At 62.9% G+C, this 24,663-nt stretch carries 25 protein-coding genes; 18 read left to right on the top strand and 7 right to left on the bottom strand.

Features of this window, described 5'->3' with window-relative positions:
- Positions 1 to 20: 20 nt before the first annotated feature.
- A complete protein-coding gene (locus DQG18_RS02665; RefSeq protein WP_116652653.1) occupies positions 21 to 719 on the bottom strand; it encodes a FadR/GntR family transcriptional regulator in 699 nt (232 codons plus the stop codon).
- A 201-nt stretch (positions 720 to 920) separates the two neighbouring features.
- Here DQG18_RS02665 and DQG18_RS02670 point away from each other — a divergent pair, with 201 nt between their 5' ends.
- Genes DQG18_RS02670 through DQG18_RS02685 form a run of 4 tightly spaced genes read left to right on the top strand, consistent with a single transcriptional unit; the run spans position 921 to position 4,906 of the window.
- On the top strand, positions 921 to 1,862 hold the full coding sequence (locus DQG18_RS02670; protein ID WP_157969969.1) for a fumarylacetoacetate hydrolase family protein: 942 nt from the start codon (positions 921 to 923) through the stop codon (positions 1,860 to 1,862).
- A 34-nt stretch (positions 1,863 to 1,896) separates the two neighbouring features.
- Positions 1,897 to 2,883 carry a Bug family tripartite tricarboxylate transporter substrate binding protein gene (locus tag DQG18_RS02675; protein ID WP_116652655.1) on the top strand — a complete coding sequence of 329 codons (987 nt, stop codon included), beginning with the start codon at positions 1,897 to 1,899 and terminating at the stop codon, positions 2,881 to 2,883.
- 53 nt (positions 2,884 to 2,936) lie between these two features.
- Complete coding sequence (locus DQG18_RS02680; RefSeq protein WP_116652656.1) at positions 2,937 to 3,383, top strand: tripartite tricarboxylate transporter TctB family protein; 447 nt, start codon at positions 2,937 to 2,939, stop codon at positions 3,381 to 3,383.
- Positions 3,383 to 4,906, top strand: coding sequence for a tripartite tricarboxylate transporter permease (locus tag DQG18_RS02685; protein ID WP_116652657.1), 1,524 nt, complete (start codon positions 3,383 to 3,385; stop codon positions 4,904 to 4,906). Before DQG18_RS02680 ends, DQG18_RS02685 begins: the two co-directional genes overlap by 1 nt.
- 60 nt (positions 4,907 to 4,966) lie before the next feature.
- On the opposite strand, the gene DQG18_RS02690 is transcribed toward DQG18_RS02685, so the two are convergent.
- On the bottom strand, positions 4,967 to 5,320 hold the full coding sequence (locus tag DQG18_RS02690; RefSeq protein ID WP_116652658.1) for a hypothetical protein: 354 nt from the start codon (positions 5,318 to 5,320) through the stop codon (positions 4,967 to 4,969).
- Between the two features lie 287 nt (positions 5,321 to 5,607).
- Between DQG18_RS02690 and DQG18_RS02695 the strand changes: the two genes are divergently transcribed.
- From DQG18_RS02695 to DQG18_RS02745, 10 genes are all read left to right on the top strand, one after another.
- Positions 5,608 to 6,192, top strand: coding sequence for a chemotaxis protein CheD (locus DQG18_RS02695; RefSeq protein WP_116652659.1), 585 nt, complete (start codon positions 5,608 to 5,610; stop codon positions 6,190 to 6,192).
- Positions 6,193 to 6,308: 116 nt separating this feature from the next.
- Complete coding sequence (locus DQG18_RS02700; RefSeq protein ID WP_116652660.1) at positions 6,309 to 7,868, top strand: methyl-accepting chemotaxis protein; 1,560 nt, start codon at positions 6,309 to 6,311, stop codon at positions 7,866 to 7,868.
- A 17-nt stretch (positions 7,869 to 7,885) separates the two neighbouring features.
- Positions 7,886 to 8,743: a CheR family methyltransferase gene (locus DQG18_RS02705; protein WP_116652661.1), complete on the top strand. Its 858-nt coding sequence runs from the start codon at positions 7,886 to 7,888 to the stop codon at positions 8,741 to 8,743.
- Positions 8,740 to 9,783, top strand: coding sequence for a protein-glutamate methylesterase/protein-glutamine glutaminase (locus DQG18_RS02710; protein WP_116652662.1), 1,044 nt, complete (start codon positions 8,740 to 8,742; stop codon positions 9,781 to 9,783). The genes DQG18_RS02705 and DQG18_RS02710 overlap by 4 nt, the downstream gene beginning before the upstream one ends.
- A gap of 160 nt (positions 9,784 to 9,943) precedes the next feature.
- Positions 9,944 to 10,333, top strand: coding sequence for a response regulator (locus DQG18_RS02715; RefSeq protein ID WP_116652663.1), 390 nt, complete (start codon positions 9,944 to 9,946; stop codon positions 10,331 to 10,333).
- A 481-nt stretch (positions 10,334 to 10,814) separates the two neighbouring features.
- Positions 10,815 to 11,180, top strand: coding sequence for a methylglyoxal synthase (locus DQG18_RS02725; protein ID WP_116652665.1), 366 nt, complete (start codon positions 10,815 to 10,817; stop codon positions 11,178 to 11,180).
- A gap of 130 nt (positions 11,181 to 11,310) precedes the next feature.
- A complete protein-coding gene (locus tag DQG18_RS02730) occupies positions 11,311 to 12,096 on the top strand; it encodes an ABC transporter ATP-binding protein (protein WP_116652666.1) in 786 nt (261 codons plus the stop codon).
- Positions 12,093 to 12,797, top strand: coding sequence for an ABC transporter ATP-binding protein (locus DQG18_RS02735; protein WP_116652667.1), 705 nt, complete (start codon positions 12,093 to 12,095; stop codon positions 12,795 to 12,797). The genes DQG18_RS02730 and DQG18_RS02735 overlap by 4 nt, the downstream gene beginning before the upstream one ends.
- A gap of 7 nt (positions 12,798 to 12,804) precedes the next feature.
- A complete protein-coding gene (locus DQG18_RS02740) occupies positions 12,805 to 13,809 on the top strand; it encodes a branched-chain amino acid ABC transporter permease (RefSeq protein ID WP_116652668.1) in 1,005 nt (334 codons plus the stop codon).
- Positions 13,806 to 15,089 (top strand): branched-chain amino acid ABC transporter permease, encoded by a 1,284-nt coding sequence (locus DQG18_RS02745; RefSeq protein WP_116652669.1) that lies wholly within the window; start codon positions 13,806 to 13,808, stop codon positions 15,087 to 15,089. Before DQG18_RS02740 ends, DQG18_RS02745 begins: the two co-directional genes overlap by 4 nt.
- A gap of 313 nt (positions 15,090 to 15,402) precedes the next feature.
- Here DQG18_RS02745 and DQG18_RS02750 read toward each other — a convergent pair whose 3' ends face one another.
- Entirely contained in the window at positions 15,403 to 16,611 is a 1,209-nt protein-coding gene (locus DQG18_RS02750; protein ID WP_116652670.1) for an ABC transporter substrate-binding protein, read from the bottom strand.
- Between the two features lie 243 nt (positions 16,612 to 16,854).
- On the opposite strand from DQG18_RS02750, the gene DQG18_RS02755 reads away from it, so the two are divergent.
- The 3 genes from DQG18_RS02755 (at position 16,855) to pyc (ending at position 22,071) form a co-directional block, all read left to right on the top strand.
- Positions 16,855 to 17,925, top strand: a complete 1,071-nt coding sequence (locus DQG18_RS02755; RefSeq protein WP_116652671.1) for a glycine betaine ABC transporter substrate-binding protein — start codon at positions 16,855 to 16,857, stop codon at positions 17,923 to 17,925.
- A gap of 123 nt (positions 17,926 to 18,048) precedes the next feature.
- Positions 18,049 to 18,471 carry a protein tyrosine phosphatase family protein gene (locus DQG18_RS02760; protein WP_198669632.1) on the top strand — a complete coding sequence of 141 codons (423 nt, stop codon included), beginning with the start codon at positions 18,049 to 18,051 and terminating at the stop codon, positions 18,469 to 18,471.
- 159 nt (positions 18,472 to 18,630) lie between these two features.
- The gene (pyc, locus tag DQG18_RS02765; RefSeq protein WP_116652673.1) at positions 18,631 to 22,071 is read left to right on the top strand and encodes a pyruvate carboxylase; all 3,441 of its coding nucleotides are present in this window, start codon (positions 18,631 to 18,633) and stop codon (positions 22,069 to 22,071) included.
- A 51-nt stretch (positions 22,072 to 22,122) separates the two neighbouring features.
- Here pyc and DQG18_RS02770 read toward each other — a convergent pair whose 3' ends face one another.
- The gene (locus tag DQG18_RS02770) at positions 22,123 to 22,281 is read right to left on the bottom strand and encodes a DUF3309 family protein (protein WP_116652674.1); all 159 of its coding nucleotides are present in this window, start codon (positions 22,279 to 22,281) and stop codon (positions 22,123 to 22,125) included.
- Between the two features lie 92 nt (positions 22,282 to 22,373).
- The gene (locus DQG18_RS02775) at positions 22,374 to 22,700 is read right to left on the bottom strand and encodes a YkvA family protein (RefSeq protein ID WP_116652808.1); all 327 of its coding nucleotides are present in this window, start codon (positions 22,698 to 22,700) and stop codon (positions 22,374 to 22,376) included.
- A 128-nt stretch (positions 22,701 to 22,828) separates the two neighbouring features.
- On the opposite strand from DQG18_RS02775, the gene ispG reads away from it, so the two are divergent.
- Positions 22,829 to 24,070: a flavodoxin-dependent (E)-4-hydroxy-3-methylbut-2-enyl-diphosphate synthase gene (gene ispG / locus DQG18_RS02780; RefSeq protein WP_116652675.1), complete on the top strand. Its 1,242-nt coding sequence runs from the start codon at positions 22,829 to 22,831 to the stop codon at positions 24,068 to 24,070.
- Between the two features lie 2 nt (positions 24,071 to 24,072).
- On the opposite strand, the gene DQG18_RS02785 is transcribed toward ispG, so the two are convergent.
- Together DQG18_RS02785 and DQG18_RS02790 are read right to left on the bottom strand one after the other, a co-directional pair.
- A complete protein-coding gene (locus tag DQG18_RS02785) occupies positions 24,073 to 24,390 on the bottom strand; it encodes a type II toxin-antitoxin system YafQ family toxin (RefSeq protein ID WP_116652676.1) in 318 nt (105 codons plus the stop codon).
- Positions 24,362 to 24,640, bottom strand: coding sequence for a type II toxin-antitoxin system RelB/DinJ family antitoxin (locus DQG18_RS02790; protein WP_116652677.1), 279 nt, complete (start codon positions 24,638 to 24,640; stop codon positions 24,362 to 24,364). Before DQG18_RS02790 ends, DQG18_RS02785 begins: the two co-directional genes overlap by 29 nt.
- Between the last annotated feature and the right edge of the window lie 23 nt (positions 24,641 to 24,663).

A 24,663-nucleotide genomic window follows, 5' to 3' on the forward strand; every position in this document is an offset into this window, starting at 1 on the left:
GCGGGTTGTTTCATGGCGTCTCAGAAACCGAGCAGATTGATGCGGACGGCTTGAAGATGCGATTGCATGGCCCCGGCGGCCTCGTCGCGATCCCGCGCCTCAAACGCCTCAACGAGCCGGGCATGTTCGCGCCTCACATCGTCCTTGCGCTTTTCGGCGTGCTGGTTCTTTGAAATCTTGAGCTTGATCCATTCGGGGTCTTCGCGTGCGGCCTCGATCAGATCATAGGCACCGATCAGCAGGTCGTTGTGGCACGCATAGGCGATAGCCCGGTGGAAGGCGGCGTCGGCGCGCTCGAAATCGCGGGCATCGGAAATCCCTTCCATCGCCTCGGCTGCATCGCGGATCGCGCGCAAATCCTTTTCGGTGGCGTTCAGAACCACAAGCTCGGCCAGCCGGACCTCCAGCACATTGCGCGCTTCGAGCAGCTTGGAGGGGCTTGTGTCGATCACCGGGCGCCTCGCCTGATGAGAGGGTTCAATCCCCGGTGCGCTTACGAAAGTGCCGCGCCCGACATGGCGATGAATGCGATTTTCGGCTTCGAGAACGGTCAGAGCCTGACGCACCGCCGCGCGCGATACCCCGATTTCCTCGGCAAGAGCGCGTTCGGGCGGCAGGCGGTTTTCGGGCCTGAAGTCTCCACGCGTAATCGCGCCCACAATATAGGCCCTGACGGCGTCTTCGGCTTTTTGCAGCATATCGGCGGTTGGACCCCGCATTCAGATCCATTCAATGAGCGCCCAATTTGCCGGCATTTGCACGGATTTGCAAGGGCTCGTGCCATAATGGGCGCCCATTATGGCAAAATTTGGCTTGAATGGTCGCCCAACATGTGCAGTATTTGGCGAAATCGACGGGTAAGGCCAAATTCAGGCGTGCAGGCCATGCTATTGGTCGCCCAATTTTGCCGGAGGATATCTATGAGACTTGCCCTGATTGCGCGCGGCGCGGATAGCACGCCGGTGCTCGCCGTATTGATCGGCGATGGCCTGCTGCTCGATGTCGGGGCCGCTGACAGGCTTTTCGCTCTGGGCCTTGCTCCGGCCGTTTCGATCAAGGCGCTCGCGGAGCGGGGTGATGAAGGATTGAGGGCGGTCCGCGCGGTGGTGGCTGCGGTCGAATCGATCCGCGAGGCCGGCCACGACACTTCCAAGGTGACCATCGCGGAAGAGACAGCGATCTTCCTGCCTCCGGTGCCAGACCCTTCGAAATTCCTCGCCATTGGCAAGAATTATCGCGCCCATCTGGCCGAGCTTGAGCGCAACGGTCTGATACGGGAAATGCCCGACGAACCGACCGGCTTTATCAAGCTCAACGCTGTCATCGCGCCGCACAGGGGGTATGTCCGCCGTCCCGAAGGCATCACAACTTTCGACTACGAACCCGAACTTGCCTTTATCATCGGGAAGCGCGCCAGTGGCGTTTCGGCCGATCAGGCGCTTGGGCATGTCCTGGGGATCACCGCTTTCAACGATATGACGGCGCGCGAAATCCAGAAGCGCGAGGTGGAGACCGGCACACGGTTCTGGACCGCCAAGAATATGCCCGGTTTTGGACCTTTGGGGCCTTATGTCGTAACGCTCGACGAGGTTCCGGACCTGTCCGATATCTGGATTTCATGCGCGGTGAACGGAGAAAAGCGGCTGCGTTTTTCAACCCGTGACCAGATCCATTCGATCCCGACGATCATCGAACATTTCTCACGCTACATCCCGCTCGAACCCGGCGATGTCATGGCAACCGGGTGCCAGGAAGGCACTGCCTTCGGCCAACCCAATGCCGCCGAGCTGTTTTTGAAACCCGGCGATGCCGTCGAGGTCACACTCGAAGGGTTCATGACGCTGCGCACGCACGTCATCTGACATTTTCAGTCCAGTCGTATAAAGGAGGAATATCATGACCAGAAGTTCATTTCTTGCCGCGAGTATCGTGGCAGCCGGCATTGTTCTGACCGGGGGCGGAGCGGTTCTTGCGCAAGACTATCCCGCCCAGCCCGTCAACGTCGTAATCCCCTTCCCCCCGGGTGGCGGCACGGACACGATCGGCCGCATCGTTTTCAACAAGGTGGCCGAAGGCTGGAGCGAGCCGGTGGTTATCCAGAATCAGCCCGGTGCATCGGGGCTTGTGGGAACGCTTTCGGCCATGCGCGAAGCGCCTGACGGCTATACGCTGATCATGGGATCGACCGGCTCGATCCTGTCCCTGGCCCGCGAAGGCATGGGCATGGATAGCGGCGCTTTCCAGATCCAGGAGGTTCTGACGCCGGTCACCCAGCTTTCCGCCGATCCCTATGTCGTTGCAGTCCATCCCTCGCTGGGCGTCGAATCGATCGAGGAACTCGTTGCGCTCGCCAAGTCCGATCCGGACGCCATCCCGTTCGGGTCCTCGGGTATCGGCTCGGCCTCACATCTGACCGGCGTGCTCTTCGAGCAGCTTGCCGGTGTGGAACTGCGCCATGTGCCCTATTCGGGCACCGGTGAAGCCGTTCCGGCCCTTCTGGGCGGCGACATCAAGCTCATGTTCGCCCCGCCCTCATCGGTCCTGCCGCATGCGGAGGATGGCGCACTGATCGCGCTGGCCGTAACGAGCGAAGAGCGCTCTGCGCTGCATCCCGATCTTCCGACAGTCGCCGAAGGTGGCGTCGCAGGGTTTTCGGCGATCGGCTGGTTCGGGCTTTATGCGCCGACCGGGGTCGAGCCGGGTCTGCTTGAGGCCATCAACACCGCCGTAACCGATGCGATGGCCGATCCGGCAGTCGTTGAAGCGCTCGCCAATCAAGGTGCCGCGCCCGCACCGATGCTGCCCGATGAATATCGGGACTGGGTCAATGCCGATGTCAGCATGTGGCTCGAACTGGCGGCTATCGCGGAAGCCGAGGAATAATCCTTCCGGCCCGGGCCGTAGCGGTTCGGGCCGCATCCAAAAGACAGACGGCAATGATTGAGCTCAATCACAAGGATTTATGGGGTGGCGCGCTGATCGCGCTGACCGGCGGCTATGTGGCCTATTCGGCGGCGGGTTTCGGTATCGGGAACGCTGCGCGAATGGGGCCGGGCTATGTGCTGGTCATCGCCGGTGTGGCGATGGTGGTTCTCGGCCTTGCAATGGCTGTCGCCTCCCTTCGCTATGCCGACCCGCTTCCCGGGATCGCCTGGCGCCCGCTTGTTGCCGTTACGGCGGGCATGATCGGCTTCGCACTCTCGCTGAGGGTACTCGGCCTGGTTCCGGCGGTGTGCCTGCTGGTCGGGCTTTCCGCCATCGGGGATCCCGAATCCCGTCCACTGCCAACCACAGCGCTTGCCGTCGGTGTCGCGCTGGGCATGTGGGTCGTTTTTGTTCTTGGCCTGCGCATTCCGCTGCCCGCCTTTGCACTGGATTTCTGATGGATCTCTTCTCGATCGGTTTTCCAACCGCGCTTTCGCTCGAAAATCTCGCCTATTGTTTTGCAGGCGTGTTCCTTGGCACATTTGTCGGGGTGTTGCCCGGCATTGGCGGGCTGACGGCTGTCGCCCTCTTGCTGCCCGTCTCGTTTTATCTCGATCCGATCAGTGCGCTGATCCTGCTGGCGGGTATTTATTACGGCGCCGAATATGGCGGGTCGACCGCATCGATCCTGCTCAATTTGCCGGGAACGGCCTCCAATGCGGTCACCTGCATCGACGGCTATCCCATGACGCGTCAGGGCAAGGCCGGTCCGGCCTTGTTCATTACGTCGGTGGGGTCGTTTATCGGCGGGACACTGGGCATTGCGGTGCTCATGGCGCTGGCGCCGGCGCTCGTGAGTCTTGCACTTTCGTTCGGTGCTGCCGAATATTTCGCCGCCATGCTTCTCGGCCTGATCGCGGCAGGAACCATCGGGCGTGGCAAGCCAGTCAAATCGGTGGTGATGGTGCTGCTCGGGGTATGCCTTGGCTTGGCGGGTATCGACATCAATTCAGGCGAGCGCCGGTTCACCTACGGGTTCTTTGAACTGTTCGACGGCATCCCGCTGGTTGTTGTTGCCATGGGTCTGTTCGGCATGTCGGAGGTCATCGCCTCGGTCGGCAAGATAAAGTCGGTAACCGAGGCCGGACGCATCACGCTCCGCTCCATGATCCCGGACCGGAAGGACATGAAGGCATCGATCATGCCGATCCTGCGCGGTTTCGGTGTCGGCAGCTTTTTCGGGCCATTGCCCGGCACCGGGCCAACCATCTCCGCCTTCATGGCCTATGCGATCGAAAAGCGCATCGCGCGTCAGCCGGAGCGGTTCGGCAATGGCGCGGTAGAGGGCGTCGCAGCACCTGAATCGGCGAACAATGCCGCGGTGCAGACCTCGTTCGTGCCCACGCTGGCCCTCGGTATTCCGGGATCGGCGACGATGGCGATCATGCTGGGCGCGCTCATGATCCACGGCATCCAGCCCGGCCCCCGCCTCATGGGCGATCATCCCGAACTGTTCTGGGGGCTGGTCGCCAGCTTCTGGATCGGCAATGTCCTGCTGCTTGTGCTCAACATTCCCCTGATCGGATTGTGGGTCAAACTGCTGCAAATCCCCTACAGGCTGCTTTATCCCATCATCCTGTGCATGATCTGCATCGGTGTCTATTCAATCTCGAACAGCGTTTTCGATGTCTGGCTGGTCATCATCTTCGGCCTGGTCGGATACGGCATGAAACTGCTCGACCTCGAACCGGCACCGCTGCTTATCGGGTTTATTCTCGGGCCGATGATCGAGGCCCAATTCCGCAGGGCGCTCATTCTGACCGGCGGGGATTATCTGGCCCTGATGCAAAGGCCGATTGCCGCCGCTTTCTTTGCGTGCAGCGCGCTACTGGTGGGATGGATGGTCTATGCGATGTTCCGGCGGCGCAAGGCCCGGCCGGTTGAGGAACTGCCGGAGGTGGCTGAAGGAAAAACGCTTTAAGTCTTTGATTTTTCGTGTTTCCGAACCGAATAAATGGTTCTCGCTTATTCTGGAAACATTCTAGAAGAACTCGACTTCGCCCGAATTGGTGCGGGCGGCTATGCCGGAAAGGGATTCGTCGCGCAATTCGTCGAGCGTCAGGGACGACCAGACGCCTTCCGAGGAGACCTTGTCGACCCCTTCGTGCAGATCCGCCATCTTGCGGGCGGCTTCGGCCATGTTGCGGCAGCGCTGCTCGATGCGGTCCTGCATCTGGAGCGCGATGACGATCTGGCGGATGGCGGTGGAGCGGGCGGCGTTGCAGTCGATCGAGGTGTCGCCCAGCGTCAGAAGGCTGGCCGTGATCCCGTCCACCATCTCGGCGGTCTGGCGCGCGGTTTCTTCCAGCTCTCTGGCCAGCTTGTGCAGCCCCATTCGACATACTCCTGATTCATACCGATGCCGATGGTAACGGCAAAGTTCTAAACCGATGTTTACCGTAAATGCCTCGATGGACACTTGCCCGTGCGGGGTTAGAAAAGCCCTAACGCGATTGGAAATTTGCGCTTCACGCTCTCTGGGCTGGGGCGCTGGCGGGGCAAAAGGCGGAAATAATCGCTCATAAATCCGTTCGATCCCGCCCGGTTAGCAAATCGGCAAGGTTAATCGACAAGGATTTGCGTCAACAGGGATTGGCCTCAAAGCCGGGATACAAAAAGCATATGTCGTCAGCATCGCTTCCAGCCGATTTTTCGCGCGGAACGGTCTCCAGTGTCCATCAGGGTGACTGTCTGGTCTCGGGCAAGCCGGGGACCACATTTTCCACCGTGCTGGGATCGTGTATCTCGGCCTGCATCCGCGACCGGGTGGCCGGGGTCGGGGGGATGAATCATTTCCTGCTCGCCGTGCAATCGGGCTCGTCCAGGGACCGGTTCGGGCAATCGGCGCGCTATGGCGCGTTCGCCATGGAACAGCTCATCAACATGATCCTTTCGCGCGGGACGGGGCGGAAATCCAATCTCGAGTTCAAGATTTTCGGGGGTGGCAACATCCATCCAGGGATCAACGATGTGGGACTGAAGAACATCGAGTTTGTCCGCGAATTTCTGCGCGAGGAAAACTACGTCATCTCCAGCGAGGACATGGGGGGCAATTTCGCGCGGCGCGTGATGTTCCAGCCGACCACCGGCCGGGCGCTGGTCAAGCGCCTCGACAGCCGCGACAGCGTGCATCTGGTAAGGGACGAACTGGCCATCGCCAAGCGCCAGATCATCAAGCCGGCCGCCGCAGAGATCGAGCTTTTCTGACCGCAGCAAAGGTTATCAAGTCCTTATCGGGCGGCGTGGGCGCTCACAAAGCGTTAACCATGCCGCCATAGGATCGGGGAAACTGATTCCGGCTCCCTCGATCCAGGGCCTTGCCTATGCGCCGCACGCGGCTGGTTTTGCTGCTCCTTCCCTCCTGGCTGGGCTTTTGCGGGCTGGGCGGGTACGCGCTTATCTTTTTGCCGCCTTCCGTGGGCCTGATCGGCGCTCTCATTGCCGGAGCGCTGGTGATCGCGCTGGGGGCGTGGGTTGTGGCGTTGCGGGCCGATCGGAACCAGCGCGCGCAATTGTCGGCGCTGGGCGAGGCGGCGGGCATTGCGTCCATGGGGACGGGCAGCGAGATCGCCTATGTGGGCGAGATCATCGCAAATCTGTGCGCTCGGCTCGAGCGCGCCCATGTCTATCAGACGGCGTTCGAGCAGGCCGGCCAGCCCGCCATCATCGGGCAAAAGGATGGCACCATCGTCAAGATGAGCGCAGGGGTTGCGGCGCGCGCGCCCGAATGCGCCGAAATGCAAACCGTTGCCGCCCTCCTGGGTGGCGAGGTGCCCCGGCTCGACGGCCCGGCCAGCGCCACGGTGCGGTTCGCGGGCCATGACTGGCGGGCGGTTTCAGTGCCGTTGGGTAGCGAGCGCTGGCTGATCGGGCTCGAGCGTCCGGGTGTCGTCATCGGGGACGGCCATTGGCATGAAATGACCGAGGCTCTGGCGGGCGGGGCGACCGGGTTCCGGTTCCCGCCTGTGGCGGTTGCGGGCAATCCCGAGCTCGAGGCGGTCAATGCCGGGTTCGAGGCGCTCGACCGGAGCGTTCTTGCGATGGATGCGCTGGCCCGCGATGGCGGGGAGGCCGAGATCATCCCCGCCAATGGCGGGCTTGCCCCGCAGGTGACGGCGCTGGCGCGGACCATCATGGGGCTGGCGGCGGCGCGCGACGATGCGGCGGAGGCCAACCTTAGGGCGCGGGCCCGGCTCGAACGGATCGGCAGCCTGGTCGAGATGTGCCGTACGAGCGCGCGCGAACTGGTCGCGGGTGCGGAAGCGGCGCGGCTTTCCTCCGATACCGCCCAGGAGGCTTTCGCGGGCGGGCGCCGGAGCGCCCGGCGGATCGGGGAAACAAGGGACGGCATGACGGGGTACGCGGAGGCGGCGGGCGAAGCGGCCCGACGCGCCGGCCAAAGCGCCGTGGCGGTCGAGACCCTGGCGCGCGAGATCGACCAGTTGATGGCGGGGATCGAGGATGTATCGTTCCGCACCAACCTTTTGGCGCTTAACGCTGCGGTCGAGGCGGCGCGGGCCGGGGACAAGGGCGCAGGGTTCGCGGTGGTCGCCGCCGAGGTGCGCGAACTGGCGCAAGCCTCGGCCAAATCCTCAAAGACCATCCGCCAACTTGTCACCAAAAGCATGGGCGAAGCGGAAGTTGGGGCGGCCGAGGCCGATGCGCTCATCTCGGCGCTGGGCGATATCGATGCCCATTTACTGATTTTAAGAGATGAAACGGCAAGGATGGATGGCGCGCTCGGCGAGGGCGGTACGGCGCTCGAGCGGGCAGGAACCGAGCTTGAAACGCTGATGGACCGCGCCAGACGCCAGAACGATGCGCTCTCGGACAATGGATCCGGTAATGACATGCTGGAGGGGGGCATCGCCCGCCGCCGGTGAAAAGAAAGGCGGGGGCGATGGAGTACGGGGAATTTCCACTCAGCGACAAGGAGTTTTCGCGCATCCGCGAGCGCGTTTACAGGATCGCGGGGATTTCGCTGTCGGACGCCAAGCGCACCCTCGTCATTTCCCGCCTCTCCAAGCTTGTGCGCGCACTCGGCCTTACCGGGTTCAGCGCCTATGTCGACTATCTCGAGGCGCGGGGAAACGCCGATGACGACCAGAATTTCGTCAATGCGCTCACAACCAACCTCACGCGGTTTTTCCGCGAGGATCACCATTTCGACCATCTGGTCGCCCATGTCGGCGAACTGATGGAAAACCGGCCCCGCGTGCGCGGCGGGCGTCCGCGGCTGCGGATATGGTCTGCGGGGTGCTCGACGGGGCAGGAACCCTATACGATCGCGCTGTGCCTCCTCGATGCGTTTCCCGAGCTTAAACGCTGGGATTTCCGCATCCTTGCCACCGACATCGATTCCAATGTCGTCGCCAAGGCGGCCACCGGGGTCTATCCGGTGAGCGAGCTTAACGGGCTGTCGCGCGAGCGCGTGGCGCTGTTTGAAAAGGCGGGGCCCGATACGATCCGCATCCCGGCGGCGGCGCGCCAGACGATCGCGTTCAAGCTGCTCAACCTCATCGGGCCATGGCCGGTCAAGGGACCGTTCGATGCGATCTTTTGCCGGAACGTGGCGATCTATTTCGACAAGCCAACGCAAGGGGTGCTGTTCAACCGGCTGGGACAAGTGCTGGCGCCGGGCGGCTTTCTTTATATTGGGCACTCCGAGAACCTGCAGGCGGTGTCCTCGGGATTCAGGCTAGTGGGCAAGACGGTCTATCAACGCAAGGCGGTTTCAGACGCAAGGGATGCGGCATGATAAAGGTGCTGGTGGTCGATGACAGCGCGCTCATAAGGGAGGTTCTGAGCAGGACGCTGGCCCAGGATGGCGACATCGAGGTGGTGGGCACCGCCCACGACCCGCTCGATGCGCGCGAAAAGATCAAGGCCCTCAACCCCGAGGTCGTGACCCTCGATATCGAAATGCCCAACATGAACGGGCTGGCGTTCCTGCAAAAGATCATGCGCCTGCGCCCCATGCCCGTGGTGATGGTTTCAACGCTGACGACACGGGGGGCCAGCGAGACGATGCTGGCGCTCGAACTGGGCGCGGTCGATTTCGTCGCCAAGCCCGGACGCGATCTTTCCGGCGGGCTCGATGCGTTCGGGGCGACCTTGCGCGAAAAGGTGCGTTTTGCGGCAGCCTCGGACGTCAAGGGCCGCGCCATGCGCGCCGCCGCACCCGACCTGCCTTTAAAGACCGCCGCCGCCCCCAAGGGGGCGCTCGTCGCCATCGGAGCATCGACGGGGGGCGTCGAGGCGATCCGGCAGGTCCTTTCGGCCATTCCCGCCGATTGTCCGCCCATCGTCATCGCCCAGCACATGCCCAAGGGCTTTACCGCCCGGTTCGCCCACCGGCTCAACGATCTGTTGCCGATACGGGTGGTCGAGGCGACCGACCGCATGCCGCTCGAGGCGGGTACGGCCTATATCGCGCCGGGAGACAATCACCTGCGTGTTGAGAAAAGCTCCGGCCAGCTCAAATGCCGTGTCACCCATGACGAGGCGACATCGGGGCACCGGCCGAGCGTCGATGTGCTGTTCGGCTCGGTCGCAAAGGTCGTGGGGCCGATGGCGGTGGGCGCTATCCTTACCGGAATGGGGCGCGATGGCGCCCAGGGACTCAAGCTGATGCGCGAGGCGGGCGCCTTTACCATCGGGCAGGCCAGGGGTTCGGCACTGATCTATGGCATGCCCAAGGTGGCCGCCGAAATCGGCGCGGTGGTCGAAGAAGCCGCGATCGAGAAAATTGCCGGCCGGCTCGTGGCAGCGCTTTTGAAACTCAAGGCGGTTGCGTAAATTGCGGTGTCCGGTTGAGGGATTCGTAACGCTTGTTGCCTAGAGTTTTTTATAACGGGCCAGTCCGGGAGCAATCGGGGCGGCCGCAGGAGTGATACCGAACGCCTGCCGGTGCGGAACGGGGTTCGGCGCATCGGGGCGTAACTTGACCGGGGAAGCCATGCCAAAGGCCAGCGCTGTCAGCGTTCTCATCGTCGATGACCAGCAGTCCATGCGGGGCATCTGTAAATACATCCTGACCCAGTTGGGGTTCAAGGACATCATCGAAGCCAAATCGGGCCGCGATGCCCTGACCAAGCTCGAAAAGACCAATGTCGATCTCATCATTTCCGACTGGAACATGGATGATGTCGACGGGCTTACGCTGCTCAAGGTCGTGCGCAAGCACCCACGCACGCAATCGATGCCCTTCATCATGGCGACGGGCCGCTCGGACAAGGAGCAGGTCAAGGAAGCCATCGAGTGCGGGGTCAACAACTACATCATCAAGCCCTTCGATGCCGCGACCATGAAAAAACGCATCGAGGCGGTGATCGGCGCGCTGTCCTAGCGCAGATCAGTGTTGACGGAATCGTCGAGGTTCCCGCGATTGCGGCGGGTTCGGTCTGGGCCCGGCAATGAATCCCGGGGTGGCAAGCGGCATTGGGCGGGTATCGGCCAAAATCACCAATGTCATTCCGGGGCTCGTTCCCGGAATCCGGCGCAATCCAACCTCAACCGCCGCGGCAAGCCGTTTCCATCAAAACCTGAAACGACCCGGCAAGCGCCCGCTCACCCTGGTCCCGGTTCAACAGATCACCCGGGTAGCCGGATGATGGCGGAGAGGGACCCAGTCGGTTCCCAACCTTTTTCTCCCGTCATCGCCCGCGCCATGGATCGGCATCCCGATGTGCTGGACGCGGGCGGCAAGATCCCGCGCGATCGGCAGTGCGAGGATTTTGCGTCGATCCCCCCGGTTGAGCTTGGCAACGCCGTGCCCTTGTGATCTTAACAAAAAAGAGGGCGATGCCGCCGAGGGAAGGGGGAGTTTCATGGCGCAGCGGATCGGGCTTGTGGCCCATGACGACAAGAAGGACGATATGGTCGCCTTTGCGCGCGCCAATCGCGAGCGGCTGGCCGGGTTCGAGCTTTACGGCACGGGGACGACGGGGGCCCGCGTCACCGAGGGCACGGGGCTTGAGATCACATTGCTCAAGAGCGGCCCGCTGGGCGGAGATGCCCAGCTTGGGGCGATGATCGCGGAGGGACGGCTCGATGCGCTCATTTTCTTCATCGATCCGCTTTCGGCCATGCCGCACGATGTGGACATCAAATCGCTGATCCGGCTGGCGATGGTCTATGACATTCCGCTCGCCTGCAACCGCTCGACGGCAAGCGCCGTGCTCGCCGCGCTTTGAGCTCTCCGGATTTGTGAAGCACTCCAAGCATTCCGGTGGTTGACCGCACGGTCCGGTTATGTGCACATGCCGCAAAAAACGGGCAGTATAGTCCGGCGAGCAGATAAAACAGGGTAGGGGCTGGTCGATATTGGTATCTGATGCAGTAATCGAGGTTCGCAACGTCTCGAAGCGTTTCGGCGGGCTCCTGGCGGTCAACAAATGTTCGCTCGCGGTCGAACGCGGCTCGATCACGGGGCTGATCGGGCCCAACGGGGCCGGAAAATCGACGCTTTTCAACATGGTGGCGGGCAATTTCCCGCCCACCAGCGGCGAGATCGTCTTTGACGGGCAGGACGTCACCGGGCTGCGCCCTCACGAATTGTTCAAGCGCGGCATGCTGCGTACCTTCCAGATCGCTCATGAATTTTCCCACATGACGGCGCTCGAAAACCTGATGATGGTGCCCGGCGACCAGCCCGGCGAGCATCTTTCCAATCTGTGGTTCAAGCCCGGCCTCGTTGCCCGTCACGAGGCGGAGGTGCGCCAGAAGGCGCTCGACGTCATCGACTTTCTAAAGCTCGGCCATGTCAGGAACGAGCTGGCCGGCAATCTTTCGGGCGGGCAGAAAAAGCTCCTGGAGCTTGGCCGCACCATGATGGTGGACGCCAAGGCCGTGCTGCTCGACGAGGTCGCGGCAGGGGTCAACAAGACGCTGCTCAACGACCTTGCCGCCAATATCGAGCGCATGAACCGCGAACTGGGCTACACCTTCTTTGTCATCGAGCACGACATGGATCTGATCGCGCGGCTGTGCGACCCGGTCTATGTGATGGCGCAGGGCGAGGTCATCGCCAAGGGCACGATGGAGGAGTTGCGCTCCAACCCGCAGATTGTCGAGGCCTATTTCGGTGCGGCCGTGGAGGTCGTCAAATGAATGTGGTCGAACTCAAGAACGTCGTTGCAGGATATGGCGGCGCGCCGATCCTCAACGGGGTCAATATCGCCATCGAGGCCTCCGATATCGGGGTGATCGTGGGGCCGAACGGGGCGGGGAAATCGACCACGCTCAAGGCGATCTTCGGGCTCTTGACGGTGACTGAAGGCGAGGTCGAGTTCGAGGGGCGCGACATAACAAATTCCGAGCCCGACCGGCTGGTGCCGCTGGGGCTGTCGTTTGTGCCCCAGGAGCACAACGTCTTCACCTCGATGACCGTGCACGAGAATTTCGAGATGGGCGCGTTCGTGCGCCGCGACGATCTCTCGGCCTCTCTCGAGATGGTCTATGAGATGTTCCCCGATTTGAAGGCCAAGCGCAACCAGAACGCGGGCGAATTGTCGGGCGGGCAGCGCCAGATGGTGGCGATGGGGCGGGCGCTGATGAGCCAGCCGCGCCTCCTGATGCTCGATGAGCCCTCGGCGGGGCTTTCCCCGCGCTACATGATGGAGATCTTCGAGCAGGTGGTCAAAATCAACGCCGCCGGGGTGGGAATCCTGATGGTGGAGCAGAACGCGCGCCAGGCGCTGGCGTTCGCCACCAAGGGGTTCGTCCTCGCCTCGGGGCAGAACCGCTATACGGGCACGGGCCGCGAACTGCTCGACGATCCGGAAGTGGCCAAGAGTTTCCTCGGGGGTTGACCACCAGATGAACGATTTCATTTTCTTTTTCAATCAGGTGGTGATCGGCGGGGCGGTGCTCGGCTCGATCTATGCGCTGGGCGCGGTGGGCATCACGCTCATTTTCGGCATTCTGCGGTTCGCCCATTTCGCTCATGGCGACATGATGACGATGGGCGGGTTCGTTGCGTTCCTGCTCGCTGGGATCGTTGCGGCAACGGGCATCGCCTTTCCCCTGCCCACCGGGTTCGTGGTGCTGCCCTTCGCCATGGTGATCGCGGCGGTGCTGGCGTTGGGGATCGACAAGGGGTTCTATGCCCCGTTGCGGGCGCGCGGCGCGCGGCCGGTGACCCTGCTGATCGCCTCGATCGGCGTTACCATGATGATCCAGGGCGTGATCCGGCTGTTTTTCGGCTCGTCGAGCTATTCGTTCTTTGAAGGCGGGTCCAAAAAGCTTTACCGCATCGACCTGCCCTTCGAGGGCGTGACGCGCCCCATCTCGTTTACCGAACCGCAATTGCTGTTGGTGATCCTCACCGCCGTCGCGGTGATCGCGCTCCATCTGTTCCTCACCCGCTCGCGGCTGGGCAAGGGCATGCGGGCGATGGCCGACAATGCCGATCTGGCGCGGGTTTCGGGCATCAACACAAAGCTCGTCGTGCGCGTCACCTGGGTGATCGCGGGGGCGCTGGCGTGCCTTGCGGGCACCATGCTGGCGCTCGATGTGTCGCTCAAGCCCGACCTTGCGTTCAACATCGTCCTGCCGATCTTTGCCGCCGCGATCGTGGGCGGGTTGGGGCATGCCTATGGCGCGATCGCCGGGGGATTCCTGCTCGGGTTCGCCGAAACCATGGCGGTCTTCAACTGGGCGGTGCTGCTCCGGCCCTTCCGTGACGCGCTGCCCGAGTGGTTCGAGATTCCCAGTTCGCTGGCGCTGGTGCAGTCCGAATACAAGCTCACCGTCGCCTTCATCATCCTCGTCGTCGTGCTCCTTGTGCGGCCCACGGGAATCTTCAAGGGAGCTTCGACATGACCATGCGCTATGTCGGCCTCTTTTCGGGGCTGTTCGTCCTCATCGTCGTGGTGGGCCTTTTCATGGGCGCCCCGTTCACCGTGCGGCTGATGGTCGAGGCCTTCGCCTTTGCGCTGATCGCCATGGGGCTCAACATCCAGTGGGGTTTCGGGGGCCTGTTCAACTTCGGTATATTGGGGATGCTGATGGTGGGCGGGTTCGCGATGGTGTTCATCGCCTTTCCGGTCAATGAAGCCTTCTGGGCCTCGGACGGCCCGGCCATGCTGGGCATGACGCTTTTCGCCGCCGCGATCGGCGCGGTGCTGATCGTTCTGGCCCATAACGTCCAGCGCATCGGGATCATCGGCAAATGGCGCGGGGCGGTGATCGTTCTGGCGTGGTTCGTCGCCTATGTCATCTTCCGCTCGCAGATGGACCCGGCGGCCTCCTATATCACCAGCGAGGCGGGCTGGATCGGCGGGCTGGGCCTGCCCGTGCTGCTCGGCTGGGCATTCGGTGGCGTTCTGGCCGCCGCGATCGGGTTTTTCGTGGGCAAGATCAGTCTCGGGCTCAGGACCGATTATCTGGCCATCGCCACCATCGGCATCGCCGAAATCCTGCGCGCGGTGATCAAGAACGTCGACTGGCTGACGCGCGGAACGCTGACGGTCTCGCCGATCCCCTGGCCGGTCCCCAACCCGCAGGCTTTCCAGGCCATGGGACACGACCCGAGCATGAGTTTCGTTCTCGCCCGCTCGGGATTTCTGGTTCTGGTGGTGGCGGTGGTGGCGATTGCGCTGTTCCTCATCCACCGTGCCTATAACGGGCCGTGGGGGCGCATGATGCGCGCCATCCGCGACAATCATATCGCGGCCGGTTCGATGGGCAAGGACGTGACGAAACGCCAGCTCGAGCTGTTCGTCTTCGGTTCGGCCCTGATGGGTATCGGCGGGGCCATCCTCACATCCTTCGTGGGTATCTACGACCCCTCGAGCTACCAGCCGATCAACCACACCTTCATTATCTGGGTGATGCTGATCGTGGGCGGGTCGGGGAATAATTTCGGCGCGCTGATCGGCGGGCTGTTCATCTATATCGTGTGGGTGCTGTCCGAGCCTATGGCGCAGGCGCTGTTCTTGAATCTCTCGGATTTTTCCCAGGGCATGGGATGGGGCGAGATCCCCGACATATCGGCGCGCGCGATCCAGATGCGGGTGTTCGTGCTCGGGCTGGTCATCACCATCGCGCTGCGGTTCGCCCCAAAGGGCCTGCTGCCCGAATTCGTGCGCCGTCACGATTGAGGCTATAACTGAACGGATTGAACGAAATCCGTTCAATCCGTTCAGTTATTTTTCGGGCTTCAATGCGCTGATTGCCGTCTCCTTCGATGTCATTCCGGCATTTCTTGCCGGAATCCAGCGCGGAACCATCCACATGGTCCGGCGTCTTGGGTAGGCATCTTCTGGCCCCCGGGAATAAATCCCGGGGTGACATGCGAGGGTGCGGGTGGCACTGGGCCAACTTGGCAGGATAAGCGGAAGGGAACAGGGTGGGGACAAGAAAAAGGCCCGGATCGTTCGATCCGGGCCTTTGTCATCCTGGACGTTCCAGGTCTTATTCGACCGGGCCGACGGCGACGAATTCGCCGTTCTCGATGGTGTATTCGACGATCACGCCGGCGACGTCGCCCGCCTCGTCGAATTCATGGGTGCCCGAAGCGCCTTCGTAGTTGATGTCGGCGCCATCGGCGATGAGTTGCTTGGCCTTTTCCCATTCGCCCGGCAGGATCACTTCGCCCGGGCCGCTGGCGATTTCGCGCAGTGCGGCGGAAACGCCCTCACGGTCGGCCGAGCCGTTCTTCTCGATGGCCAGCGCCAGCATGAAAGCGGCGTCATAGGTCTGGGTCGAATAAACGGCGTCCGGAACCAGCCCGGCATCGGTGGCAAGCTGGGTATAGATCGAGGCGCCCTCACCTTCATACGTGCCCGCGCGGGTGATGATCATGCCCTCGACCGAGGAAGGATCGATGCCGTTGAAGATGCCGTCGCCCACCATGCCGTCGGCACCGATGAAGCGGGTAAACTCGCCGCTTTCGGTGGCCTGGCGCAGGATGGTCTGCCCCGAGCCCGAGGCATAGGCGAGGATCACCAGATCCATCGCGCCCGAGGAGGCGAGGTTGCCAAGCTCGGCGCGATAGTCGGCCTTGCCTTCTTCATGGGCGAGGCTGGCCAGCACCGAGCCGCCATTGGCTTCGTACTGGGCGGTGAAGTCGTTGGCCAGGCCCGCGCCATAGTCGTTGTTGACGTAGGTCACGGCGACCTCGTTGATGCCCTTGGAGAGCAGCAGGTCGGCCAGCTTGACACCCTGGAAGGAGTCCGAGGGCGTAGTGCGGAAGATGAGGTCGTTGTCGTCGAGCGTGGTCAGCGCACCGGCGGTGGAGGCCGGCGAGATCATGACGACATTGCCCGGAATGGCGGCGGTGTTGGCCGCGCCGATGGTGGCGCCCGTGCAGCCCGAACCGACGATGGCAACCACGTTTTCGCTGTTGACCAGACGGTCGGCCGCCGTGCCGGCGGTGGTCGCATCGCAGGCCGTGTCGGCCAGAACGTGCGTCAGGGTCTGGCCATCGAGAATGCCGCCCTGTTCGTTGACGTGAGCGATCGCCAGTTCGCCGCCGGCAACGATGCCGGGAGCCATGGATTCGATCGGACCCGTCATGTCCATCAGGATGCCCAGCTTTACGTCCTGCCCAAGGGCGGGAACGGCAGCACCCAGCACGCCGGTGGCGACCGCAAGGGTCAGAGCTTTCTTGAACTTATGCATGAATATTCCCTCAATGTTCGTTACCGCAGTCCACGTTTACGCCGCGACCCGTCGTTCTGACTGTGCGCTGCGGCAGGGCCGGGGGCCACTCGTTGACTCCCTCCGGCGCGAAGGATTGCACATTCATGGCCATGGAGTCACCAGAATTTGTGCTCTATTTCGTCCGTTGTGTCAGTTGCTTAACGGCGCCGCTTTTGTCAATTTCAGCCGTTCGGAAACAGGTAAAGGACCGCCGGGAAGGTGATGGGCCGCAAATTCTTGCAGATCGTTGCGATCCTTGCAGCCGCGCTCGCCCCGGTGGCCGGATCGGCGCAGGTGCAGACCCTTGAGACCCGCGTCCTGGGCGCCATGAGCGCGCCGCGCGAGGCCGCGCCTGCCGATCCGTGTGCGTCGGGAGCCTTCACCATCGCCGAGATGGGCTGGCCGTCGGCGGCGATTCTTGCCCACATCCACGCCAAGGTCATTGCCGCGCAGTTCCAGTGCCCCGTCCGGCTGGTGGCGGGCGATCCGGAAGCCACTATCTCCTCGATGACCACGACCCGCCAGCCCGCGCTCGCGCCCGAGATCTGGGCCTCGCGCCACGCCGATCTGTGGAACGGGGCGCTGGGGGCGCAAAGCGTGCGCGCGGCGGGCGATACCTTTACCGGCGGGCCGCTGGAAGCCTGGTTCGTGCCCCGCTATGTGCGCGAAAACCATCCGGGGCTGACCACGGCCAGCGGGCTGGGCGATTATTGGCGGGTCTTTGCCGCCAGCGGGGCGGAAAAGGGCGAACTGCTGTCCTGCCCCTCCGAATGGGCCTGCGCCCTGACGACGCCCAAGATGATCGATGCCTATGGGCTGGGGGAGCGGTTCGCCGCAACCGAGCCGTTCGACAGGTTCACGCTCGACAGGACATTGAGCGACAGGGTGACCCGGCGCGAACCGGCGCTCGCCTATTACTGGCAGCCCAACGGGCTCATCGACCGGCTCGATCTCGTGCCGCTCGACATGGGCCCGTTCGATCTGGGCAACGCCCAGTGCATGGCGCTTGCCGATTGTGTGCCGTTCGGGCCTTCGAGCTATGCCCCCGATACGGTGGTGATCGCGGCAGCCGAATGGGTGTTTACCGATGCTCCCCGGATCGCCGCCTATCTGGGCCGGGCGCAGATGCCGCTGGCCGAGATGAACCGGCTGCTGAACTGGCAGGCCGAGAACGAAGCCAGCGCCGACGAGGCGGCCACCCATTTCATCGTCACCCGACCCGAAATCTGGCAGGACTGGACGGGGGTGGATGAGGGGAGCGAGGCGCGTCCCCGGAGGGGAGATGCCCCATAAAGGGCTGGGCGCTGTTTTGTCGTGTTATCGCACCTCAAAAGTGGTATCGAGTGTCGTTGATAGCGCGCCGGCGGCCCCCGAAAGGGCCATTCGGCGTCAGACTGGCAAGCGGGAGTAGCGATCTTGGACATCAAAAAGATCAACGATCGAGTGAGCGTTGCGGGACAGATCCAGCCAGAGGACGTCGCCGCCATCAAGGCGGCCGGGTTCGTCGCCATCGTCAACAATCGTCCCGACGGCGAGGCTCCCGACCAGCCCGCAGGGGGCGAGCTTGCCGCTGCCGCGCGGGAGGCGGGGATCGACTATGTCGAGATTCCCATGGGCCGGGAAGGTGTGACCCCCGAGATGGTCGCAGCGACCCGCGACGTCTTTGCAAGCCATGACGGGCCGATCTTTTGCTTTTGCCGCTCGGGCACGCGCTCGACGACACTGTGGGCGCTGAGCCAGGCGGGAGAACGCGACAGTGGGGAGATCGTCTCCGCGGCGGCGCATGCCGGGTATGACATAAGCCATCTGGCCGGGCATCTCGACAAGCCGCTATCATAGGCTTGCGCCTGTCGGGAACGCGTACCGGGCTTTCCTGGCCGCCGCTCGTGCCGCCCCTGCGGCGCTCATAGTCAGTTTCCAGTCGCCGAGGGATGCGGGCCGCGCCCTTGCCGGCCAGTCCGGCTCTGGAACATCAGGAAAAAAAGGGGACCAGCCTGAATGACGATCAAGAAAATCCTTGTCGCCAACCGTAGCGAAATCGCCATCCGCGTGTTCCGGGCGGCCAACGAATTGGGGCTCAGGACGGTTGCTGTGTTCGCCGAAGAAGACAAGCTGGCGCTGCACAGGTTCAAGGCTGACGAGGCGTATCTGATCGGCCAGGGGCTGGGGCCGGTCGAAGCCTATCTCCAGATCGATGAATATATCCGCGTGGCGCGGATTTCGGGGGCCGATGCGATCCATCCCGGCTATGGATTGCTGGCGGAAAGCCCCGAATTTGCCGATGCGTGCGCCGATGCGGGCATTGTCTTTATCGGACCCGACGCCAAGACCATGCGCGATCTGGGCAACAAGGTCGCGGCGCGCAATATGGCGCTGAGGGCCGGGGTGCCGGTGGTGCCGGCGACCGAACCCCTGCCCGACGATCTCGATGAAGTGGCGAAAATGGCCGAAGCGATCGGCTATCCGCTGATGCTCAAGGCAAGCTGGGGCGGGGGCGGACGCGGCATGCGCCGCATCACGTCCGCCAAGGAATTGCGCCACGAGGTCTCCGAAGGCAAGCGCGAGGCCAAGGCCGCGTTCGGCAAGGACGAGATGTATCTCGAAAAGCTCGTCGAGCGGGCCCGGCACGTCGAGGTGCAACTGCTCGGGGACGATCACGGCAATCTGGTCCACCTTTACGAGCGCGACTGCTCGGTGCAGCGGCGCAACCAGAAGGTGGTCGAGCGCGCGCCTGCACCCTATCTCTCGCCGGAAACGCGCGAGGCGCTGACCGAGGCGGCGCTGAAGCTCGGGCGGGCGGCGAATTATCGCTGCGCGGGGACGGTCGAGTTCCTGATGGATGCCGACAGCGACCAATTCTACTTCATCGAGGTCAACCCGCGCATCCAGGTCGAACACACGGTGACCGAGGAGGTGACCGGGATCGATATCGTCAAGGCGCAAATCCGGGTGATGGACGGGGCGGCGATCGGCACGCCCGAGTCCGGTGTGCCGCCGCAGGACAAGATCAGGCTCAACGGTCACGCGCTGCAATGCCGGGTGACGACCGAGGACCCGGAGGAAAACTTCATCCCCGATTATGGCCGCATCACCGCCTATCGCGGAGCGACGGGGTTCGGCGTGCGGCTCGATGGCGGCACGGCCTATGCGGGCGCCATCATCACCCGCTATTACGATCCGCTGCTCGAAAAGGTCACCACCTGGGCGCCGACGGCCGAGGAAACCATCGCGCGCATGCACCGGGCCTTGCGCGAATTCCGCATCCGGGGCGTCTCGACCAATCTGGCGTTCCTCGAAAACATCATCACCCACCCCAAATTCCGCGACAACACCTATGCCACGCGCTTCATCGACGAGACGCCCGAGCTGTTCCATATGGAAAAGCGCAAGGACCGGGCGACCAAGCTTTTGACCTATATGGCGGACGTGACGGTCAACGGGCACCCGGAGGTGCGCGACAGGCCGCGCCCGCCGGCCCACGCCACGGTGCCGGTCATTCCCGACTATCCCCCGCTGCCGGTGATCGAGGGCTCGCGCCAGATCCTCGAGCGCGACGGCCCCACGGGGCTTGCGGACTGGATGACGCGCCAGAAGCGGGTGCTCTTTACCGACACCACCATGCGCGACGGGCACCAGTCCCTGCTGGCGACCCGGATGCGCACTTATGATATCGCGCGGATCGCGGGCGCCTACAGCCGGGGCCTGCCGAATCTTTTCTCGCTCGAATGCTGGGGCGGGGCGACGTTCGACGTCGCCATGCGGTTCTTGAACGAAGACCCGTGGGAACGGCTTCAAAAGGTGCGCGAGGGCGCGCCCAATATCCTCATGCAAATGCTTTTGCGCGGCGCCAACGGAGTGGGCTACACTTCCTATCCCGACAATGTCGTGCAGTTCTTCGTTGAAAAGGCCGCCGAGGGCGGGGTCGATATCTTCCGCGTGTTCGACAGCCTCAACTGGGTCGAGAACATGCGCGTGGCGATGGACGCGGTCAACGCAGCGGGCAAGGTCTGCGAGGGAACGCTCTGCTACACCGGCGACATGCTCGATCCCGACCGGGCCAAATATGACCTCAAATATTACGTCTCGCTGGCCAAAGAGCTTGAGGCGGCGGGTGCGCACGTGCTGGGCGTCAAGGACATGGCCGGGCTGATGAAGCCCGCTGCCGCCCGAAAACTCTTTGCAACGCTCAAGCAGGAAATCGGCCTGCCGATCCATTTCCATACCCACGACACCTCCGGGGCGGCGGCGGCCACGGTATTGGCGGCGTGCGAGGCGGGGGTCGACGCGGTCGATGCGGCGATGGACGCCTTTTCGGGCACGACCAGCCAGCCGACACTGGGCTCGCTCGTTGCGGCCCTGGCCGGCACCGAGCGCGACGCCGGGCTCGATGCCAAAGCCATCCGCGAAATCTCGTTTTACTGGGAAGCGGTACGGATGCAGTACCGGGCCTTCGAATCCGATCTCAAGGGTGGGGCCTCGGAAGTCTATCTCCATGAGATGCCGGGCGGCCAGTTCACCAATTTGAAGGAGCAGGCCCGTTCGATGGGGCTCGAAACCCGCTGGCACGAGGTGGCGCAGACCTATGCGGACGTGAACAAGATGTTCGGGGACATCGTCAAGGTCACCCCGTCATCGAAAGTGGTGGGCGACATGGCGCTGGCCATGGTCTCGTCCAGCCTCACCCGGGCCGATGTCGAAAACCCCGACAAGGAAATCGCCTTTCCCGATTCGGTGGTGGGGTTCTTTGCCGGCGATCTCGGCCAGCCGCCGGGAGGCTTTCCCGAGAAGCTGCAGAAAAAGGTTCTCAAGGGCAAGATTGCCATGACCAAGCGGCCCGGAGCCTATCTCAAGCCCGCCGATCTGGCTGCGGAAAGAGAAAAGGCCGAGGAGGCCGCCGGGGGCGAACTCGATGACTTCCGGCTGGCGTCCTACCTCATGTATCCCAAGGTCTTTACCGAGTTCGCCAAGGCGCAAGACACCTACGGGCCGACCGAAGTGCTGCCCACGCCGGTCTATTTTTACGGGCTCGCTCCCACCGACGAGATCATGGTCGATCTCGAAAAGGGCAAGACCATGGTGGTGCAGTATCTGGGGCGCTCGGAAACCGATGAGAAGGGGCGGGTGAAGGTGTTTTTCGACCTCAACGGCCAGCCGCGCACCATCGTCGTGCCGGATCGGCTGAAATCGGGGGATATCGCCGTGCGGCCCAAGGCGGTGCAGGACGATCCCAAACAGGTCGGCGCGCCGATGCCGGGGGTGGTTTCAACACTGGCGGTTGCGGTGGGCCAGCGCGTCGAGGCGGGGGACGTGCTGGTCTCGATCGAAGCCATGAAGATGGAAACCGCCATCCACGCCGAAACGGGCGGCGTGGTTGCCGAGGTTCTGGTCAGACCCGGCGACCAGATCGATGCCAAGGATCTTCTGATCCGGCTGGAATGAAAAAAGACGGGGCCGCCCGGGGGGCGGCTCCGCCTTTAAAATGGATGCAGGTCAGATTCGTCCCATCAGCATCAGGATCACGACGACGACCAGGATGACGCCGAGGATTCCGGTCGGGCCATAGCCCCATGATCGCGAATAGCCCCAGGACGGCAGCGCGCCGATCAGCAGCAAGACCAGAATAATCAGCAGGATGGTGGAAAGGCCCATTTCAATACTCCTCGCACGTCAATTCGTGTGAGCGGTAAAGTCATGGAGCGTGCATTTTGTTCCGATAACGTCGATTTTTGGGCAGAACCGGTTCAGGACGGGTCCTGGAAACGCTCCCGGGCCGTGCCGTCGATGACGGGGCCCTCCCGACGCGCGGTGGCGGGGGCGGGAACCGGCAGGCGCGAGACGATCCAGCTTACCATCAGCGGCACGAGGATGATGTCGTCGATCCAGCCGATGACGGGGATGACATCGGGCAGAAGATCGGTGGGCGTGACGAGATAAAGCACCGCAAAGAGCGTTGCCGCCTTGAGATAGAGCGGGGTCGTGGGCGCCCACAGCGCACGCCAGAGCAGGACGACCTCCTTGCGGAAACGCAGGAAGCGGGGCAGGGCCAACGAGAATAGTTTCTGGATCATGGGCCGTAAATCGTCATCGGCCATCCCCGTTTCAAGAGGTGGCGGCGCGTCACATGCTTGTGACATTGCACCTTGATGGTCGAGAGCGTATGTGTGGCACAGTCTTTAAGAAACCTTCGGAACACCAGATGGCGGGTCCACTGACACGCAGGAAGGCGGTCGGGGTCGATGTGGGCGGGGTGATGGTGGGTGGCGAACGCCCCATCGTCGTCCAGTCGATGACCAACACCGATACCGCCGATATCGATGCAACCGTGCGCCAGGTGATGGCGCTGGCGCGGGCCGGCTCCGAGATCGTGCGCATCACGGTCGACCGCGACGAGGCCGCCGCCGCCGTGCCCCATATCCGCGACCGGCTGATGGTTTTTGGGGTCGACGTGCCGCTGGTGGGTGATTTTCATTACATCGGCCACAAGCTGCTTTCGGACCATCCCGCCTGTGCAGAGGCGCTGGCCAAATACCGGATCAACCCGGGCAATGTGGGCTTCCGCGACAAGCGCGACAAGCAGTTCTCTCAGATGATCGAGATCGCCAACACCCACGACAAGCCGGTGCGCATCGGGGTCAACTGGGGTTCGCTCGATCAGGAATTGCTGACCGCCCTGATGGACGAGAATGCGGCACGCGCCGAACCCTGGAGCGCGGCGCATGTGCAGCGCGAGGCGATTATCCGGTCCGCCATTCTTTCAGCCGAACGCGCCGAGGACCTGGGGATGGGGCGCGACAAGATCATCCTTTCCACCAAGGTGTCCGACGTCCAGCAACTGATCGCCGTTTATCAGGACCTTGCCCAGCGCTGCGATTACGCGCTGCATCTGGGGCTGACCGAGGCGGGGATGGGCTCCAAGGGGATCGTTGCCTCTTCGGCGGCGATGGGCATCCTCTTGCAACAGGGGATCGGCGATACGATCCGCATTTCGCTGACCCCCGAGCCGGGCGGGGACCGGACGCTCGAGGTCAAGGTCGCCCAGGAACTGCTCCAGACCATGGGGTTTCGGCAGTTCGTGCCGGTGGTTGCCGCGTGTCCGGGCTGCGGGCGGACGACCTCGACGACATTCCAGACACTCGCCAAGGATATCCAGGACCACCTTTCAGGCTCGATGCCCGAATGGCGCGAAAAATATCCCGGTGTCGAGGCCCTGAGCGTTGCGGTGATGGGCTGCATCGTCAACGGGCCGGGGGAATCCAAGCACGCCGACATCGGCATCTCGCTCCCCGGAACCGGCGAAACCCCGTCCGCGCCGGTCTTCATCGAGGGCCGGAAGGTGGCAACGCTCAAGGGGGCGGACGTCGCCGACCAGTTCAAGAAGATGGTCGCGGACTATATCGAGAACCGGTTCGGCACAGGCAGGGCAAACGCGGCGGAGTAGGTTTACTCGAAAAGTTCGGAATGGGTGCCGATGCGGGTGAAGACGATATCGTCATCCTCAACACGATAAACGAGCAGGAAATCGCCGCCAATGTGGCATTCCCGGTGCCCCACCCAGTTTCCTTTCAGCGGATGATCCAGCCATTCGGGTCCGAGCGGCGCGTCGTTCCCGATCAGGAGCATCATCACGTGCTTGAGTTTGCCCATGTCAAAGCGTCCGGTTCGCGACAGCCTATCCCAATCCTTGCGGAAGGCTTTGGCGTAGCCGGTCGTTCTTGGGGGATTGGTGCGCTTACTCGTCGGTTTCTTTTTCGAGCGCATCGAATATTTCTTCTGCGGACTTAAAGCGCAAGCGGCGCTCTTTTATGATCTGATCAGCCTCTTCCATCGCCGCGCGGGTCTCGGCGTTGGGGACCTTCAGTTCAAAGGGAACGGCCTTGTCGCGAGCGACGCGAATGAGGGTCATGCGCAGAATGTCGGAAACCGTGAGCCCCATTTCCGCGAGAACGGCGGTGGCTTCATCTTTCACGTCTTCATCGATCCGGGCACGGACAACGGCATTGGCGGCCATGGGAAAACTCCTTTTGTAGCTAC

The sequence above is a fragment of the Pelagibacterium sediminicola genome (assembly GCF_003390885.1).
Lineage (GTDB): Bacteria > Pseudomonadota > Alphaproteobacteria > Rhizobiales > Devosiaceae > Pelagibacterium > Pelagibacterium sediminicola.

What these genes read in the sequence shown, in the direction of transcription:
- pyc (WP_116652673.1), top strand. Translation starts at nt 18,631, where the DNA reads ATGACGATCAAGAAAATCCTTGTCGCCAACCGTAGCGAAATCGCCATC.
- DQG18_RS02670 (WP_157969969.1), top strand. Translation starts at nt 921, where the DNA reads ATGAGACTTGCCCTGATTGCGCGCGGCGCGGATAGCACGCCGGTGCTC.
- DQG18_RS02700 (WP_116652660.1), top strand. Translation starts at nt 6,309, where the DNA reads ATGCGCCGCACGCGGCTGGTTTTGCTGCTCCTTCCCTCCTGGCTGGGC.
- DQG18_RS02745 (WP_116652669.1), top strand. Translation starts at nt 13,806, where the DNA reads ATGACCATGCGCTATGTCGGCCTCTTTTCGGGGCTGTTCGTCCTCATC.
- DQG18_RS02685 (WP_116652657.1), top strand. Translation starts at nt 3,383, where the DNA reads ATGGATCTCTTCTCGATCGGTTTTCCAACCGCGCTTTCGCTCGAAAAT.
- DQG18_RS02665 (WP_116652653.1), bottom strand. Translation starts at nt 719, where the DNA reads ATGCGGGGTCCAACCGCCGATATGCTGCAAAAAGCCGAAGACGCCGTC.
- DQG18_RS02775 (WP_116652808.1), bottom strand. Translation starts at nt 22,700, where the DNA reads ATGATCCAGAAACTATTCTCGTTGGCCCTGCCCCGCTTCCTGCGTTTC.
- DQG18_RS02770 (WP_116652674.1), bottom strand. Translation starts at nt 22,281, where the DNA reads ATGGGCCTTTCCACCATCCTGCTGATTATTCTGGTCTTGCTGCTGATC.
- DQG18_RS02715 (WP_116652663.1), top strand. Translation starts at nt 9,944, where the DNA reads ATGCCAAAGGCCAGCGCTGTCAGCGTTCTCATCGTCGATGACCAGCAG.
- DQG18_RS02675 (WP_116652655.1), top strand. Translation starts at nt 1,897, where the DNA reads ATGACCAGAAGTTCATTTCTTGCCGCGAGTATCGTGGCAGCCGGCATT.
- DQG18_RS02740 (WP_116652668.1), top strand. Translation starts at nt 12,805, where the DNA reads ATGAACGATTTCATTTTCTTTTTCAATCAGGTGGTGATCGGCGGGGCG.
- DQG18_RS02690 (WP_116652658.1), bottom strand. Translation starts at nt 5,320, where the DNA reads ATGGGGCTGCACAAGCTGGCCAGAGAGCTGGAAGAAACCGCGCGCCAG.
- DQG18_RS02710 (WP_116652662.1), top strand. Translation starts at nt 8,740, where the DNA reads ATGATAAAGGTGCTGGTGGTCGATGACAGCGCGCTCATAAGGGAGGTT.
- DQG18_RS02695 (WP_116652659.1), top strand. Translation starts at nt 5,608, where the DNA reads ATGTCGTCAGCATCGCTTCCAGCCGATTTTTCGCGCGGAACGGTCTCC.
- DQG18_RS02705 (WP_116652661.1), top strand. Translation starts at nt 7,886, where the DNA reads ATGGAGTACGGGGAATTTCCACTCAGCGACAAGGAGTTTTCGCGCATC.
- DQG18_RS02790 (WP_116652677.1), bottom strand. Translation starts at nt 24,640, where the DNA reads ATGGCCGCCAATGCCGTTGTCCGTGCCCGGATCGATGAAGACGTGAAA.
- DQG18_RS02755 (WP_116652671.1), top strand. Translation starts at nt 16,855, where the DNA reads ATGGGCCGCAAATTCTTGCAGATCGTTGCGATCCTTGCAGCCGCGCTC.
- DQG18_RS02785 (WP_116652676.1), bottom strand. Translation starts at nt 24,390, where the DNA reads ATGCGCTCGAAAAAGAAACCGACGAGTAAGCGCACCAATCCCCCAAGA.
- DQG18_RS02735 (WP_116652667.1), top strand. Translation starts at nt 12,093, where the DNA reads ATGAATGTGGTCGAACTCAAGAACGTCGTTGCAGGATATGGCGGCGCG.
- DQG18_RS02680 (WP_116652656.1), top strand. Translation starts at nt 2,937, where the DNA reads ATGATTGAGCTCAATCACAAGGATTTATGGGGTGGCGCGCTGATCGCG.
- DQG18_RS02725 (WP_116652665.1), top strand. Translation starts at nt 10,815, where the DNA reads ATGGCGCAGCGGATCGGGCTTGTGGCCCATGACGACAAGAAGGACGAT.
- DQG18_RS02750 (WP_116652670.1), bottom strand. Translation starts at nt 16,611, where the DNA reads ATGCATAAGTTCAAGAAAGCTCTGACCCTTGCGGTCGCCACCGGCGTG.
- ispG (WP_116652675.1), top strand. Translation starts at nt 22,829, where the DNA reads ATGGCGGGTCCACTGACACGCAGGAAGGCGGTCGGGGTCGATGTGGGC.